Source organism: Pseudomonas sp. FG-3G (assembly GCF_901007645.1).
Classification (GTDB): domain Bacteria; phylum Pseudomonadota; class Gammaproteobacteria; order Pseudomonadales; family Pseudomonadaceae; genus Aquipseudomonas; species Aquipseudomonas rhizophila.
The window spans coordinates 73839-89138 of sequence record NZ_CAAKGZ010000017.1 but is presented as its reverse complement, the minus strand read 5'-3'; the positions used below and the strand labels follow the sequence as shown (position 1 = coordinate 89138).

The 15300-nt window shown below is 60.5% G+C and carries 12 protein-coding genes; 10 read left to right on the top strand and 2 right to left on the bottom strand.

The window, feature by feature from the left end; all coding sequences use genetic code 11:
• Positions 1-30 precede the first annotated feature (30 nt).
• The 3 genes from PSEUDOMOFG3G_RS08270 (at position 31) to PSEUDOMOFG3G_RS08260 (ending at position 3247) form a co-directional block, all read left to right on the top strand.
• Positions 31-1047: an arginine N-succinyltransferase gene (locus PSEUDOMOFG3G_RS08270; RefSeq protein ID WP_139049613.1), complete on the top strand. Its 1017-nt coding sequence runs from the start codon at positions 31-33 to the stop codon at positions 1045-1047.
• Between the two features lie 61 nt (positions 1048-1108).
• Entirely contained in the window at positions 1109-2143 is a 1035-nt protein-coding gene (gene astA, locus PSEUDOMOFG3G_RS08265) for an arginine N-succinyltransferase (RefSeq protein WP_076383983.1), read from the top strand.
• Positions 2144-2377: 234 nt separating this feature from the next.
• Positions 2378-3247, top strand: a complete 870-nt coding sequence (locus PSEUDOMOFG3G_RS08260) for an oxaloacetate decarboxylase (protein ID WP_047228462.1) — start codon at positions 2378-2380, stop codon at positions 3245-3247.
• 71 nt (positions 3248-3318) lie between these two features.
• Here the strand turns inward: PSEUDOMOFG3G_RS08260 and PSEUDOMOFG3G_RS08255 are convergent, their stop codons facing one another.
• Positions 3319-4548: an acyl-CoA dehydrogenase gene (locus PSEUDOMOFG3G_RS08255; RefSeq protein ID WP_047228463.1), complete on the bottom strand. Its 1230-nt coding sequence runs from the start codon at positions 4546-4548 to the stop codon at positions 3319-3321.
• Between the two features lie 178 nt (positions 4549-4726).
• On the opposite strand from PSEUDOMOFG3G_RS08255, the gene PSEUDOMOFG3G_RS08250 reads away from it, so the two are divergent.
• The 3 genes from PSEUDOMOFG3G_RS08250 (at position 4727) to PSEUDOMOFG3G_RS08240 (ending at position 7197) form a co-directional block, all read left to right on the top strand.
• Positions 4727-5656 carry a LysR family transcriptional regulator gene (locus tag PSEUDOMOFG3G_RS08250; protein ID WP_139049611.1) on the top strand — a complete coding sequence of 310 codons (930 nt, stop codon included), beginning with the start codon at positions 4727-4729 and terminating at the stop codon, positions 5654-5656.
• 192 nt (positions 5657-5848) lie between these two features.
• Positions 5849-6250 carry a MerR family DNA-binding transcriptional regulator gene (locus PSEUDOMOFG3G_RS08245; protein WP_047228465.1) on the top strand — a complete coding sequence of 134 codons (402 nt, stop codon included), beginning with the start codon at positions 5849-5851 and terminating at the stop codon, positions 6248-6250.
• Between the two features lie 47 nt (positions 6251-6297).
• Positions 6298-7197, top strand: coding sequence for a hydroxymethylglutaryl-CoA lyase (locus PSEUDOMOFG3G_RS08240; RefSeq protein WP_139049610.1), 900 nt, complete (start codon positions 6298-6300; stop codon positions 7195-7197).
• Positions 7198-7825: 628 nt separating this feature from the next.
• On the opposite strand, the gene PSEUDOMOFG3G_RS08235 is transcribed toward PSEUDOMOFG3G_RS08240, so the two are convergent.
• On the bottom strand, positions 7826-9523 hold the full coding sequence (locus tag PSEUDOMOFG3G_RS08235) for an AMP-binding protein (RefSeq protein WP_139049609.1): 1698 nt from the start codon (positions 9521-9523) through the stop codon (positions 7826-7828).
• A 185-nt stretch (positions 9524-9708) separates the two neighbouring features.
• Between PSEUDOMOFG3G_RS08235 and PSEUDOMOFG3G_RS08230 the strand changes: the two genes are divergently transcribed.
• Genes PSEUDOMOFG3G_RS08230 through PSEUDOMOFG3G_RS08215 form a run of 4 tightly spaced genes read left to right on the top strand, consistent with a single transcriptional unit; the run spans position 9709 to position 15270 of the window.
• On the top strand, positions 9709-10872 hold the full coding sequence (locus PSEUDOMOFG3G_RS08230) for an isovaleryl-CoA dehydrogenase (protein WP_047228468.1): 1164 nt from the start codon (positions 9709-9711) through the stop codon (positions 10870-10872).
• Between the two features lie 12 nt (positions 10873-10884).
• Complete coding sequence (locus PSEUDOMOFG3G_RS08225; protein ID WP_139049608.1) at positions 10885-12492, top strand: carboxyl transferase domain-containing protein; 1608 nt, start codon at positions 10885-10887, stop codon at positions 12490-12492.
• Positions 12493-12505: 13 nt separating this feature from the next.
• Positions 12506-13321: a gamma-carboxygeranoyl-CoA hydratase gene (locus PSEUDOMOFG3G_RS08220; RefSeq protein WP_047228470.1), complete on the top strand. Its 816-nt coding sequence runs from the start codon at positions 12506-12508 to the stop codon at positions 13319-13321.
• A complete protein-coding gene (locus tag PSEUDOMOFG3G_RS08215) occupies positions 13321-15270 on the top strand; it encodes an acetyl/propionyl/methylcrotonyl-CoA carboxylase subunit alpha (RefSeq protein ID WP_139049607.1) in 1950 nt (649 codons plus the stop codon). Before PSEUDOMOFG3G_RS08220 ends, PSEUDOMOFG3G_RS08215 begins: the two co-directional genes overlap by 1 nt.
• Positions 15271-15300 lie beyond the last annotated feature (30 nt).

Here is a 15300-nt window from a genome sequence, read left to right as displayed (position 1 = left end):
ACCGGGCTCTTTGGAAAAGGAGTGCAATCCATGCTGGCCTTACGTCCAGTTCAATTAAGCGACCTGCCGCAATTGCAGCAACTGGCCCGTGACAGTCTGGTGGGCGTCACATCGCTTCCCGACGATACCGAACGCCTGAGGGACAAAATCCTCGATTCATGTGCCTCGTTCGAGACCGACGTGCAGAGCCCTGGCGCAGAGAATTATTTCTTCGTCCTGGAGGACCTGGCATCCGGGCAATTGACCGGCTGTTCCGAGATTCTCGCCAGCACCGGCTGCAATGAGCCGTTCTACAGCCTGCGGCATCGCCCGTTTACCAGCGAGTCCCGGGAACTGAACATCCAGCACGGCGTACCCGCGCTGTCGCTTTGCCAGGACCTCAATGGCCAGACGCTGCTGCGCGGTTTTCATATCGACGCCGGACGGGTACGCACGCCGGAATCGGAGTTGCTGTCCCGGGCGCGGCTGATGTTCATCGCCGCCCATCCGCAACGTTTTGCCGAATCAGTGATCACCGAGATCGTTGGTTTCAGCAGCGATGACGGTCAGTCGCCGTTCTGGGATGCCGTCGGCCAGCATTTTTTCGACCTGCCCTACGCCGAAGCCGAACGCTTGTGCGGTCTGCAGAGCCGCACCTTTCTCGCCGAACTGATGCCGCAATACCCGATTTATGTACCCATGCTGTCCCAGGCGGCCCAAGCCTGTATCGGCCGGGTGCATCCCGACGGCCAGGAAGCCTTCGACATCCTGGAGCGCGAGGGTTTCGAAACCAACAGCTACGTGGATATCTTCGACGGCGGGCCGACACTGCATGCTCGTGTGGCGAACATCCGCTCGATCACCCAAAGCCGTATAGCCACGGCCCGACAATGCTCAGACATTGACCTCGGCGGCCGCTTTCTGCTGAGCAACGACGGCCTGGGGAATTACCGGGCCATCGTGGCCGAGCTTGACGTCAGTGCCGAGGGCACCGTGTCCCTGACACCGCAGATGCTGGCAGCACTGGGTATCACCGACGGTGAGCGGGCCCGGGTGGTTGCGTTATGAACCTGACGCGATTCCTCACCTGGCATCAGCGCCCCGATTGGCACGATGAAGGAGCTGCATCATGATTGTGCGCCCGGTCGCTCTGACGGATCTGCCCGCCTTGCTGGACCTGGCCCATTGTGCGGGCCCCGGGTTCACCAGCCTGCCGGCCAACGAAGAACGCCTGGCCCATCGAGTGCGCTGGGCCCAGCGCACCTTTGCCGGACAAGTCGAACGCGCCGATGCCGATTACCTGTTCGTGCTCGAGGACGATGACCGGCAAGTGGTCGGTATCAGCGCCCTGACCGGTGCGGTCGGGCTGCGTGAGCCCTGGTACAACTATCGAGTCGGGGTCACCGTCAGCTCCGCGCCTGAACTGGGCATCCAGCGACAGATACCCACGCTGTTCCTCAACAATGAGATGACCGGGCAATCGGAGATCTGCTCCTTGTTTCTGCATCCCGAACACCGCCGCGGCCATAACGGACGCCTGCTGTCCCTGGCACGCTTGCTGTTCGTGGCCGAGTTTTCCCAGCTGTTCGGTGAAAAACTGATCGCCGAGTTGCGAGGGCACGCCGACGAGCACGGCTGCTCACCGTTCTGGGACAGCCTGGGCCGGCACTTCTTCCAGAAAGACTTCAGCTACGCCGACCAATTGTCCGGCATGGGCAACAAATCCTTCATAGCCGAGCTGATGCCGCGCCAGCCCCTGTACACCTGCCTGCTCACCGAACAGGCCCAGGCGGCTATCGGCAGGGCCCACCCGAATACCGAGCCGGCCCTGAAAATCCTCGGTGCCGAGGGTTTTACCCATAAAGGCTACATCGACATTTTCGATGGTGGCCCGGTGATCGAAGCGCCAGTGGCGAAAATCCGGACCGTGCGCGACAGCCAGTCGCTGACCCTGGCCATCGGCACACCGGACGAAAAGGCACCGGTCTGGCTGATCCATAACCGACGGCTGGCGAGTTGCCGCGTTACCAGTGCCCGAGCCCACCAGCACGGTCACAGCCTGCTGGTGGACCGTCTCACGGCCAAACGTCTGCAAATGCAACCAGGTGACACGGTGCGCGCCGTGGCGTTGCTTCAACAGGGGCGGCAAGCGGCGGCGGCATAGGCTGGGTTCGAGCACAAATACCTTACCCACTGACACGCATTAACCTCCGCCCCCGTTGCCTGCACCTTGGTCAGCTCGATCATCGCTGACAGCCTGTCGGGATCCTCTGCAATCCGGCACACACATAGCCCATGCACATTCGTCATCATCTTTAAGCCTTGCGCGTGATAGCCTTTGGATCTTTCGGCGTTGACACTTTTGCTCAAGCCTTTCCATTCCAATGGTGGAACTCATATGCCCAGGCTTTCCCATCAAGACTTGCGTCGCAACTTTCGCCAACTGCTGGCGAGCGAAACCTGCTACCACACCGCCTCGGTGTTTGATCCGATGTCAGCGCGCATCGCCGCCGACCTGGGTTTTGAAGTAGGGATACTGGGAGGTTCGGTCGCGTCGCTGCAAGTGTTGGGGGCGCCGGACTTTGCCCTCATCACACTCAGCGAATTCGCCGAGCAGGCCACGCGCATTGGCCGCGTAGCCCAACTGCCGGTAATTGCCGACGCCGATCACGGCTATGGCAACGCCCTGAACGTGATGCGCACCATCATCGAGCTCGAACGCGCCGGGGTGGCGGCCCTGACCATCGAAGACACGCTGCTGCCGGCCCAGTTCGGCCGCAAATCCACCGACCTGATCGGCGTCGCCGAAGGTGTCGGCAAGATTCGCGCAGCGCTGGAAGCCCGGGTCGACCCGGAAATGGCGATCATTGCCCGCACCAACGCCGGGATCCTACCGGTCCAGGAAATCATCAGTCGGACCCAGCAATACGAACGTGCCGGCGCCGACGGGATTTGCATGGTGGGTGTGCAGGACTTCGACCACCTGGCGCAGATCAGCGAAAACCTGAGCGTGCCGTTGATGCTCGTCACCTATGGCAATCCGTTGCTGCGTGACGACAAACGCCTGGCGGAACTCGGCGTGCGCGTCACCATCGATGGTCACGGTGCCTACTTCGCCGCGATCAAGGCCACCTATGACAGCCTGCGCGAACAGCGGCAGATCTTCACCCAGGCGTCAGACCTGAGCGCCACCGAGCTGACCCACACTTACACCCAGCCCGAGGATTACATCCGTTGGGCCGAGGAATATATGAGCGTCAAGGAGTAAGCGAGCTCCCCCCCACAAGATGAGCCTGTGGAAGCAAGCTTTGCTCCCACAGGCTCGTGGTGGGCTACTTCCTAGCGGCCGCTGCGCAACATCTCCTTGGGCACGTACTTGCCGATTTCGAACTTGCCGATGGCGGCGCGGTGTACTTCATCCGGGCCGTCGGCCAGGCGCAAGGTGCGTTGCATGGCGTACATGTAGGCCAGCGGGAAATCGTTGGAAACCCCTGCCCCGCCGTGGATCTGGATGGCCCGGTCGATGACCTTCAAGGCCACGTTCGGCGCAACGACCTTGATCTGGGCGATCTCACTCTTGGCGACCTTGTTACCGACGGTGTCCATCATGTACGCCGCTTTCAAGGTCAGCAGGCGCGCCATGTCGATTTCCATCCGTGAATCGGCGATCTTGTCGACGTTGCCGCCCAGGCGCGCCAACGGCTGGCCGAAGGCGGTGCGGCTGACGGCACGTTTGCACATCAACTCCAATGCACGCTCGGCCATGCCGATGGAACGCATGCAGTGGTGGATCCGGCCCGGGCCGAGGCGACCCTGGGCAATTTCAAAACCGCGCCCTTCGCCCAGCAAGACGTTTTCGTACGGCACCCGCACATTGTCGAACAGCACTTCGGCGTGGCCGTGGGGCGCGTCGTCGTAGCCGAATACCGGCAGCGGACGTACGATTTTTACCCCAGGCGTGTCCACCGGCACCAGAATCATCGAGTGCTGGGCATGACGCGGCGCGTCGGGGTTGCTCAGGCCCATGAAGATCAGAATCTTGCAGCGCGGATCGCAGGCCCCGGAGGTCCACCACTTCTTGCCGTTGATCACCCACTCGTCGCCATCGCGCTCGGCGCGGGCGGCCATGTTGGTGGCGTCCGAAGAAGCAACGTCCGGCTCGGTCATGGCGAAGGCCGAACGGATCTCGCCGCGCAGCAGCGGTTCCAGCCAGCGTTGTTTCTGTTCTTCATTGGCGTAACGCACCAGCACTTCCATGTTGCCCGTGTCCGGCGCCGAGCAGTTGAACGGCTCCGGCCCCAGCAACGAACGGCCCATGATCTCTGCCAACGGCGCGTATTCGAGGTTGGTCAGGCCAGCGCCCAGCTCAGACTCGGGCAGGAACAGATTCCACAGCCCTTCGGCTTTGGCCTTGGCCTTGAGCTCTTCCATGATGGCGGTGGGCTGCCAGCGGTCGCCTTCGGCCACTTGTCGTTCGAACACTGCTTCAGCCGGGTATACGTAGGCGTCCATGAACGCGGTGACACGTTCACGCAGTTCCTGAACCTTGGGGGAATACGCAAAATCCATGAGAAGCACCTTCTTGGCAGAGGTTGTTTTTAGGTCATGAAATCGATGCTAGTTCAGCTACGAAAATTTACCTAACCTATTCTCGGCGTGTATTAACATTCATCACCGATATATGGTTCACTGATTTGCATCGCCACCCGGCACCTCACAACAAGCCCAAGAACAAGAGTGCAGCGCCATGAATCTGAGCAAGGTCGACCTCAACCTTTTTATCGTTTTTGACGCGATCTACACCGAAGCCAACCTGACCCGCGCCGGACAGATCGTCGGCATCACTCAGCCGGCGGTGTCCAATGCCCTGGCGCGTTTGCGTGAGACCTTCAATGACCCGCTGTTCGTGCGCACGGCCCAGGGCATGGTGCCCACGCCCATGGCCCAGAACATCATTGGCCCGGTGCGCAATGCCTTATCGTTGCTGCGGGTGTCGGTGCAGGAAAGCCGGATTTTCAATCCGCTGCAGGCGGTCAAGACCTACCGCATCAGCATGACCGACCTCACCGAAGGCGTGATCCTGCCGCTGTTGTTCCAGCGCCTGCGACGCCTGGCGCCGACCGTGGCCATCGAGAGTTTCCTGTCCAAGCGCCGTGAAACCACCAAGGAACTGGCCGCCGGTCGTCTCGACTTCGCCGTCGACGCGCCACTCAATACCGACCCGCAAGTGCGCCACGTCAAGCTGATGGAAGACCGGTACGTGTGCGCCATGCGCAAGGGGCACCCACTGGCGGGCAAGGAAAAAATCAGCCTCGATGATTACCTGGCCCAGACTCATGTGCATATTTCCAGCCGCCGTAACGGTCTGGGTTATGTCGACCTGGCCCTGGGCAAGATGGGCATCCAGCGCAAGATCGCCCTGCGCTCCCAGCATTACTTGATGGCGTCCCAGGTGTTGCAACAGACCGACATGGTCATGACCGTCCCCGAGCGCTTTGCCCGTCGTCACGATCTGCATGCCTTCGTGTTGCCGGTCAACGATGTGCCCCCCGTGGAAACCCATCTCTACTGGCATGAAAGCACCGACCAGGACCCGGCCAATCGCTGGATGCGCGAACAGATGATCGAGCTGTGCCAGCAGGTGACGGCGCATGAGAAGAAGCTCGACAAGATTTAGGCGATCAAAATTGTGGGAGCGAGCCTGCTCGCGATGGCGCCGGGTCAGTCAACATTAATGCTGACAGGTATACCGCTATCGCGAGCAGGCTCGCTCCCACAAGGGGTGTGTCTGCATTGGGATCTGATTGCTTGACGTGAACGTCAACCTGCCATTAGCTTAGCGCCAGCCCCTTTCGTTTCGAGCGCTTCCATGAGCAGCCAGACCTACAGCATCTCCGACCTCGCCCGCGAACTGGATATCACCACCCGGGCCATCCGCTTCTATGAAGAGCAAGGCCTGCTGAGCCCGGAGCGACGTGGCCAGGAACGCATTTATTCGCCTCGGGACAAGGTCAGCCTGAAGCTGATCCTGCGGGGCAAGCGCATCGGTTTTTCCCTGGCCGAGTGCCGTGAACTGATCGAACTCTACGACCCCACCAGCGGCAATCAGAAACAACTGCACAGCATGCTGGCGAAGATCACCGAACGTCGGGAACAGCTCGAACAGCAACTGCTGGACATCGAACAGATGAAGCTGGAACTCGACACCGCCGAAGAACGCTGCATCCAGGCCCTGGAGCAGACGATCAAAGGCCAGGAAACCGTGCAGTAATCATCGTCATCCTCTTGATACTGGCAGCCCACTACAGGTCAATCCCCATGTCCCTTCCCTCCTTTGTACGCCTGATTGAAGTCGGCCCTCGCGACGGCCTGCAGAATGAAGCACAACCCATCAGTGTCGCCGACAAGGTGCGCCTGGTGGATGCCCTGAGCGCCGCCGGCCTGGGTTATATCGAAGTCGGCAGTTTTGTCTCGCCCAAGTGGGTGCCGCAAATGGCCGGCTCCGCCGAGGTGTTCGCGCAGATACAGCGCAAACCCGGCGTTATCTATGGCGCCCTGGCGCCGAACCTGCGGGGTTTTGAAGACGCGCTGGCAGCCGGCGTGAAAGAGGTCGCCGTGTTCGCCGCCGCGTCCGAGGCGTTCTCCCAGCGCAACATCAACTGTTCCATCAAGGAAAGCCTTGAGCGCTTTGCGCCGATCATGGAAGCCGCCCGGCAGAACGGTGTCAGCGTGCGCGGTTACGTCTCCTGCGTGCTGGGCTGCCCGTACGAAGGCGCGGTCAAGCCCGAACAAGTGGCGTGGGTCGCCCGCGAACTGTACGCAATGGGCTGCTACGAGGTGTCCTTGGGGGACACCATCGGCACCGGCACCGCTGGCGCCACACGCAAGATGTTCGAGGTGGTTTCGGCTGAAGTGCCCAGGGACAAGCTCGCCGGGCACTTCCACGATACCTACGGCCAAGCCATGGCCAACGTCTACGCCAGTCTGCTGGAAGGCATCGCCGTGTTCGACAGTTCTGTCGCAGGCCTGGGCGGTTGCCCGTATGCCAAGGGCGCCAGCGGTAACGTTGCCACCGAAGACGTGTTGTACCTGCTCAATGGCCTGGGCATTGAAACCGGCGTCGACTTGGACGCACTGATAGGTGCCGGCCGGCAGATCTGTGACGTACTGGGTCGCCCTACCGGTTCGCGGGTAGCCAAGGCGCGCGCCGCACAGTGAGGTGTTACCGCTCCCGGTGTAACAGCTACGAAACGAGTAACACGGAAACAATTTGTCAGGTCTGGACGGGCGGATATTTCCGAAAAAAAACCCAAGTCATTGATTTATAAAGCATTCATAAAAGTTGGCACGCACCCTGCTATACCTTTGGCATAACAAAAATAAAAAATGCGATACACCCAATAAAAACAAGACGAAACGACTCTGACATAACAAAAACAACACGACAGAGGCGCAGCTAACAGATTTTTTTGGAGAAGATGGGCTTTTCAGGGTGCTTTCAGGAGCAACCCGCAACCGGGCAGAGAACAATAAAACTACCTTCAGGTAGCCCCCGAATCGGTTGGATCGCGAAGCGAAAAAGCAGGTCAGCGCTCAAAAAAATACGTTTGCTCTTGATCCCGGATGGGGATCACCAAAACAGCGGTAAAGGGTCACGGCTACTAAAAACAACAACAGGCCGCCCCTCAATAATAAAAAAAGAGCACGTAACGACAAAATTAAAGGGGAGCTTCGGCTCCCCTTTGTGCTATCTGGGATTTGGGTTTTCCGCGGCGATGTGTCAGCCATATCACCTCGGTTGACACACCGCATTCGCGAGCAAGCCCGCTCCCACAGGGGATTTTTCTCAGCTTTCCTTTTCGCGCAGTTCTTCAATGCTGATTTCGCGCATGCGGAACTTCTGGATCTTGCCGGTCACGGTCATCGGGAACTCCTCGACGAACTTGAAATGACGTGGCGTCTTGAAGTGGGCAATGCGCTCTTTGCACCAGGCTTGCAAGGCTTGCTCGGTGGCGCTGTGGCCGGGATGGAACTTGATCCAGGCGACGATTTCTTCACCGTAGCGCGAGCACGGAATGCCGATCACTTGCACATCAGCCACTGCGGGATGGGTGAAAAAAAATTCTTCCAGCTCACGCGGGTAAATGTTCTCACCGCCTCGGATGATCATGTCCTTGTTGCGTCCGACGATGCAGACATAACCCTGTTCGTTCATGGTCGCCAGGTCGCCAGTGTGCATCCAGCCGTCCTGATCGATGGCGTCAGCAGTGCCGCTGGGGTTGTCCCAGTAGCCGAGCATCACGCTGTAGCCACGGGTACACAACTCGCCGATGGTGCCACGGGCAACGATATTGCCGGCCTCGTCGACGATCTTGCTCTCCAACTGTGGCTGGGTACGGCCAACGGTGGTCACGCGCAATTCCAGTTCGTCTGAAGGACCGGTCTGCAACGACACAGGACTGGTTTCCGTCATGCCGTAGGCAATCTGCACTTCGGCCATGTGCATCTCGCTGATGACCCGGCGCATCACCTCAATAGGGCAAGTGGCCCCGGCCATGATCCCGGTGCGCAGGCTGGACAAATCAAAATCGCCTCGTTGCGGCTGGTCCAGCATGGCGATGAACATGGTGGGCACGCCATACAGCGCCGTGGCTTTTTCTTCGGCCACGGTACGCAGGGTCAGCAACGGATCGAAGGCGTCGTTGGGGTAGATCATGGTGCTGCCGTGGGTCATGCAGCCCAGATTGCCCATGACCATGCCGAAACAATGGTAGAGCGGTACCGGGATCACCAGCCGGTCGCTCGCCGTCAGACCCAGGCTTTCGCCGACCATGTAACCATTGTTGAGGATGTTGTGATGGCTGAGGGTCGCGCCCTTGGGGAACCCGGTGGTGCCGGAGGTGTACTGGATATTCACCGGGTCATCATGATGCAGGCTGGCCTGGCGCTCGATCAGTTGCTCAGGCAAAACCGCAGCGCCAAGGGCTGCCAGTTGTGACCAGGGTAAAAAGCCTGACGGTGGTTGGGCGTCCAGACTGATCACGCCTCGTAGCAGCGGCAGACGCTCGCTGTGCAACTGGCCTATCGATTGCTCCGCCAGTTCAGGCGCGAGCGCTTGCACCATGGCGTGATAATCCGAAGTTTTGAACGCTGCGGCGCAGACCAGCCATTGGCAACCTGACTGCTTGAGCACGTATTCGAGTTCGGAACTGCGATACGCCGGGTTGATGTTGACCAGAATGACACCGATCTTCGCACTGGCGAACTGGCTGATGCACCACTGAGCACAGTTGGGGGCCCACACGCCAAGACGGTCGCCGGCTTTCAAGCCCAGCGCCAACAGGGCTCGGGCATGCAAGTCGACGGCTTCGGCCAGTTGGCGCCAGGTATAACGCAGCGATTGATGGCGAACCACCAACGCCTCGCCATCGGGATACTGGGCCACAGTCTGATCAAAGGCCTCGCCGATGGTGTGCGCCAGCAGAGTCTTGTCCTGGGAGCCGCGGGTGTAGCTGAGCTGCGATTGCGAACCGGGTTGATCCATGATGACCCCTCTTGTCTTTATTAGTGGGTGTATCGGTGAACCTGCTGACTCAAGCGCACTTACTTTGGCGTAAGTTGACGTTAACGTAAAGGGTGATTGACAGCCATTCGTCACAGGCTTACGTTAACGTAAAGGTGAGAGCCAATCCCCTCTCCACACCCGACAAAAAAGCCAAAAGGTGTCCCATGAGCTACCCATCCCTGAACTTTGCCCTCGGCGAAACCATCGACATGCTCCGTGATCAGGTGCAGGCCTTCGTCAAAGCCGAGCTAGCGCCACGGGCCGCCCAGATAGACATCGACAACCTGTTCCCTGCCGACATGTGGCGCAAATTCGGCGACATGGGCCTGCTGGGCATCACCGTCCCGGAAGAATATGGCGGCGCTGGCCTGGGTTATCTGGCCCACGTGGTGACAATGGAAGAAATCAGCCGCGGCTCGGCCTCGGTCGCCCTCTCCTACGGCGCCCACTCCAACCTCTGCGTCAACCAGATTAACCGCAACGGCAATCACGAACAGAAAACCAAGTACCTGCCCAAGCTGATCAGCGGCGAACACATCGGCGCACTGGCCATGAGCGAACCCAACGCCGGCTCTGACGTGGTGTCGATGAAGTTGCGGGCCGACAAGCGCGGCGACCACTACGTGCTCAACGGCAGCAAGACCTGGATCACCAACGGTCCCGACGCCAACACCTACGTGATCTACGCCAAGACTGACCTGGAAAAAGGCCCCCACGGTATTACTGCTTTCATCGTCGAGCGCGACTGGAAGGGCTTCAGTCGCAGCAACAAATTCGACAAGCTCGGCATGCGCGGCTCCAACACCTGCGAGTTGTTTTTCGATGACGTCGAAGTCCCGGAAGAAAACATCCTCGGGGTGCTCAACGGCGGCGTGAAAGTGTTGATGAGCGGCCTCGATTACGAGCGTGTCGTGCTGTCGGGCGGCCCTACCGGGATCATGCAGGCCTGCATGGACCTGATCGTGCCGTACATCCACGACCGCAAGCAGTTCGGCCAGAGCATCGGCGAATTCCAGTTGATCCAGGGCAAAGTCGCGGACATGTACACCCAGCTCAACGCCAGCCGAGCCTATCTCTATGCCGTGGCCCAAGCCTGCGAGCGCGGCGAAACCACCCGCAAGGACGCCGCCGGGGTCATCCTCTACAGCGCCGAACGCGCCACGCAGATGGCCCTCGACGCGATCCAGATTCTGGGGGGTAACGGCTACATCAATGAATTCCCCGCCGGTCGCCTGCTGCGTGACGCCAAGCTGTACGAAATCGGTGCTGGTACCAGTGAGATTCGTCGGATGTTGATCGGTCGTGAACTGTTCAACGAAACCCGCTAAACGGAGCTGTCCATGGCCACGCTGCATACCCAGCTCAATCCGCGCTCAGCGGAATTTATTGCCAACCGCGAGGCGATGTTCAAACAGGTCGACGCTTTGCACACCCTGCTCGCTCAGGTTCAACAAGGTGGCGGCCCCAAGGCGCAGGAGCGCCACACCTCGCGGGGCAAACTGCTGCCCCGTGAGCGCATCAATCGCTTGCTCGATCCGGGTTCGCCGTTTCTCGAGATCAGCCAATTGGCAGCTTACGAGGTGTATGGCGAAGACGTGCCGGCCGCTGGCGTGATTGCCGGGATCGGCCGGGTGGAAGGCGTCGAGTGCATGATTGTCGCCAACGATGCCACCGTAAAAGGTGGTTCGTATTACCCGCTGACCGTGAAAAAGCACCTGCGCGCCCAGACCATCGCTCAACAGAACCGTTTGCCGTGCATATACCTGGTGGACTCCGGCGGCGCCAACCTGCCGCGCCAGGACGAAGTGTTTCCCGACCGTGAGCACTTCGGGCGGATCTTCTTCAATCAGGCGAACATGAGCGCCATGGGCATTCCACAAATTGCCGTGGTCATGGGCTCCTGCACCGCCGGTGGCGCCTATGTGCCGGCGATGGCCGACGAAGCGATCATGGTTCGCCAGCAAGCCACGATCTTCCTGGCCGGCCCACCGCTGGTGAAAGCGGCCACCGGAGAGGTGGTCAGTGCTGAAGACCTGGGCGGTGCCGATGTGCACTGCAAGATCTCCGGCGTCGCCGATCACTACGCCGACAGCGATGAACACGCCCTGGCCATTGCCCGCCGCAGCATTGCCAACCTCAACTGGCACAAGCTCGGCGAAGTGCAGCAACGTGCCCCCATCGCCCCGCTGTATTCGAGCGACGAGCTGTACGGCGTGGTTTCGGCGGACGCCAAGCAGCCGTTTGACGTGCGTGAAGTGATTGCGCGGCTGGTGGACGGTTCGGTGTTCGATGAGTTCAAGGCGCTGTTCGGGACGACGCTGGTCTGCGGTTTTGCTCACTTGCACGGCTACCCGATCGCGATTCTCGCCAACAATGGCATCCTCTTCGCCGAAGCCGCGCAAAAAGGCGCGCACTTTATCGAGCTGGCCTGTCAACGCGGTATCCCGCTGCTGTTCCTGCAAAACATCACGGGGTTCATGGTCGGGCAGAAATACGAAGCCGGCGGCATTGCCAAACACGGCGCGAAGCTGGTGACGGCGGTGGCCTGCGCCAAGGTGCCGAAATTCACGGTCATCATCGGCGGTAGCTTTGGTGCCGGCAACTATGGCATGTGCGGCCGCGCCTACGACCCACGGTTCCTGTGGATGTGGCCGAATGCGCGGATTGGCGTGATGGGTGCCGAACAGGCCGCCGGCGTACTGGTGCAGGTCAAGCGCGAACAGGCCGAACGTAGCGGCCATCCGTTCAGCGCCGCCCAGGAAGCTGAAATCAAACAACCGATTCTCGATCAGTACGAAGAGCAGGGCCACCCCTACTATTCCAGCGCGAGGCTGTGGGACGACGGGGTCATCGACCCCGCCCAGACCCGCGATGTACTGGGCCTGGCCTTGTCCGCGTCGTTGAACGCGCCCATCGAACCGAGCCGCTTCGGCGTGTTCCGGATGTAAACGGGGAATGCACATGGATAACTTCAATACCCTCGAACTGCTCAGCGACCCCCGCGGCTTTGCGACCTTGTGGCTCAGCCGTGAGCAGAAAAACAACGCGTTCAACGCCGAAATGATCCGCGAGCTGATCCTTGCCCTGGACCATGTCAGCAGTGATCCGAACCTGCGTTTTCTGCTGATCCGTGGTCGCGGTAAACACTTCAGCGCCGGTGCCGACCTGGCCTGGATGCAGCAGTCGGCCGAACTCGATTACCACACCAACCTGGACGACGCCCGGGAACTGGCGGAGCTGATGTACAACCTCGCCAAGTTGAAAATTCCTACCGTGGCGGTGGTCCAGGGCGCAGCGTTTGGCGGCGCGCTGGGGTTGATCAGCGCCTGCGACATGGCCATTGGCGCTGATCAAGCGCAGTTCTGTCTGTCGGAAGTACGCATTGGCCTGGCGCCGGCGGTGATCAGCCCGTTCGTGGTGCAAGCCATCGGAGAGCGGGCCGCGCGGCGTTACGCCCTGACCGCGGAACGCTTCGACGGACAACGGGCAAAAGAAATCGGTCTGCTGTCGGAAAGTTACCCGGCCGAAACACTGGACCAACAGGTCGAACAATGGGTCGACAACCTGTTGCTCAACAGTCCGGCGGCCATGCGCGCCAGCAAGGAACTGTTGCGTGAAGTCGGCAACGGCGCCCTCACACCTGCATTGCGGCGCTACACCGAAAACGCCATCGCCCGCATCCGCGTCAGTGCGCAAGGCCAGGAAGGTTTACGAGCGTTCCTGCAAAAGCGCTCGCCCAGCTGGCAGGCCGAATCGAACAACAAGGAGCCGCGTTGATGAGCGCCCCCATCCTCACCACGTTGCTGGTGGCCAACCGTGGTGAAATCGCTTGTCGCGTGATGCGCACCGCCAAGGCCATGGGGCTGACCACAGTGGCCGTCCACAGCGCCACCGACCGCGATGCCCGTCACAGCCGTGAAGCCGATATCCGCGTTGACCTGGGCGGTAGCAAGGCCGCTGACAGCTATTTGCAAATCGACAAACTGATCGACGCGGCCAAGACCAGCGGCGCCCAGGCCATCCATCCCGGGTATGGTTTTCTTTCGGAAAATGCCGGATTCGCCCGGGCCATCGAAAACGCCGGCTTGATCTTCCTCGGCCCGCCCGCCTCGGCCATTGATGCCATGGGTAGCAAGTCCGCCGCCAAAGCCCTCATGGAAACCGCCGGAGTGCCTCTGGTGCCCGGTTATCACGGCGAAGCCCAGGACCTGGAGACCTTCCGCGACGCCTGCGAACGCATTGGCTATCCGGTACTGCTCAAGGCCACTGCCGGTGGCGGCGGCAAAGGCATGAAAGTGGTCGAGGACGTCAGCCAACTGGCCGAAGCCCTGGCTTCGGCCCAGCGTGAAGCGCAATCGTCGTTTGGCGATTCGCGGATGCTGGTGGAAAAATACCTGCTCAAGCCACGGCACGTGGAAATCCAGATTTTTGCCGATCAGCACGGCAACTGTCTGTACCTCAATGAGCGTGATTGCTCGATCCAGCGTCGGCATCAGAAAGTGGTGGAAGAAGCCCCTGCTCCCGGCCTCACCCCACAACTGCGGCGTGCCATGGGTGAAGCCGCCGTGCGCTCGGCTCAAGCCATCGGTTATGTCGGTGCCGGTACCGTGGAGTTTTTGCTGGATGCACGCGGTGAGTTCTTCTTCATGGAGATGAACACGCGCCTGCAAGTCGAACACCCGGTCACCGAAGCCATTACCGGCCTCGATCTGGTGGCATGGCAGATTCGCGTGGCACGTGGCGAGCGGCTTCCCATGACACAGGAGCAAGTGCCCCTGTTGGGCCACGCTATCGAAGTGCGCCTGTACGCCGAAGACCCGGCCAACGACTTCCTGCCGGCTACCGGGCGCCTGGCGTTGTATCGCGAGTCGAGTGCGGCACCGGGTCGTCGGGTCGACAGCGGCGTGGAGGAAGGCGATGAGATTTCACCGTTCTACGACCCGATGCTCGGCAAGCTGATTGCCTGGGGCGAGGATCGTGAACAGGCGCGGTTGCGGCTTTTGAGCATGCTCGATGAGTTTGCCATCGGCGGGCTGAAAACCAACATCGGATTTCTACGACGCATCGTGGCCCACCCCGCCTTTGCGGCGGCGGAGCTGGACACTGGATTTATCCCACGTTACCAGACGCAACTATTGCCAGAGCCCGGCGAATTGGATGACGACTTCTGGCTCGCGGCGGCCCATGGCTTCGCCTTGAGTCTGACGCCGCATGCACGATCCGATGACGCCAACTCACCTTGGGCCAACACCGCCGGACTGCGTCTGGGGCTGCCAAGACAGACCACTGTGCACCTTAGCTGTGAGGGCCAGGATCGAGCATTGACCCTGGACGTCACGGCTGGTCATACAGAATTCCGGGGTGAGCAACTGGTGACCGAGCACAATGGCCTGCGGCGCAGGCATCGCGCCATTCGCCAGGGCGACAGCCTGTATCTGCAATGGGAAGGTGACCTGCACCGAGTCGACGTGTACGACCCGCTGGCCGCCGCCGAAGCCAGCCACAGCCACCAAGGCGGCCTGACCGCCCCCATGAACGGCAGTATCGTTCGGGTGCTGGTGAGCGCCGGCCAGACGGTGGAAGCCGGGGCGCAACTGGTGGTATTGGAGGCGATGAAAATGGAGCACAGCATTCGCGCGCCCCAAGCCGGTGTGATCAAGGCACTGTATTGCCAGGAAGGTGAAATGGTCAGCGAGGGCTGCGCGTTGGTGGAGTTCGAAGAGTAAGTATCGGCCCGCTCCCACGGGCCGATCCAG

Bases quoted from the DNA above. Each gene is read 5' to 3' on its own strand.
- PSEUDOMOFG3G_RS08270 (WP_139049613.1), top strand. From the start codon at position 31: ATGCTGGCCTTACGTCCAGTTCAATTAAGCGACCTGCCGCAATTGCAG.
- astA (WP_076383983.1), top strand. From the start codon at position 1,109: ATGATTGTGCGCCCGGTCGCTCTGACGGATCTGCCCGCCTTGCTGGAC.
- PSEUDOMOFG3G_RS08260 (WP_047228462.1), top strand. From the start codon at position 2,378: ATGCCCAGGCTTTCCCATCAAGACTTGCGTCGCAACTTTCGCCAACTG.
- PSEUDOMOFG3G_RS08255 (WP_047228463.1), bottom strand. From the start codon at position 4,548: ATGGATTTTGCGTATTCCCCCAAGGTTCAGGAACTGCGTGAACGTGTC.
- PSEUDOMOFG3G_RS08250 (WP_139049611.1), top strand. From the start codon at position 4,727: ATGAATCTGAGCAAGGTCGACCTCAACCTTTTTATCGTTTTTGACGCG.
- PSEUDOMOFG3G_RS08245 (WP_047228465.1), top strand. From the start codon at position 5,849: ATGAGCAGCCAGACCTACAGCATCTCCGACCTCGCCCGCGAACTGGAT.
- PSEUDOMOFG3G_RS08240 (WP_139049610.1), top strand. From the start codon at position 6,298: ATGTCCCTTCCCTCCTTTGTACGCCTGATTGAAGTCGGCCCTCGCGAC.
- PSEUDOMOFG3G_RS08235 (WP_139049609.1), bottom strand. From the start codon at position 9,523: ATGGATCAACCCGGTTCGCAATCGCAGCTCAGCTACACCCGCGGCTCC.
- PSEUDOMOFG3G_RS08230 (WP_047228468.1), top strand. From the start codon at position 9,709: ATGAGCTACCCATCCCTGAACTTTGCCCTCGGCGAAACCATCGACATG.
- PSEUDOMOFG3G_RS08225 (WP_139049608.1), top strand. From the start codon at position 10,885: ATGGCCACGCTGCATACCCAGCTCAATCCGCGCTCAGCGGAATTTATT.
- PSEUDOMOFG3G_RS08220 (WP_047228470.1), top strand. From the start codon at position 12,506: ATGGATAACTTCAATACCCTCGAACTGCTCAGCGACCCCCGCGGCTTT.
- PSEUDOMOFG3G_RS08215 (WP_139049607.1), top strand. From the start codon at position 13,321: ATGAGCGCCCCCATCCTCACCACGTTGCTGGTGGCCAACCGTGGTGAA.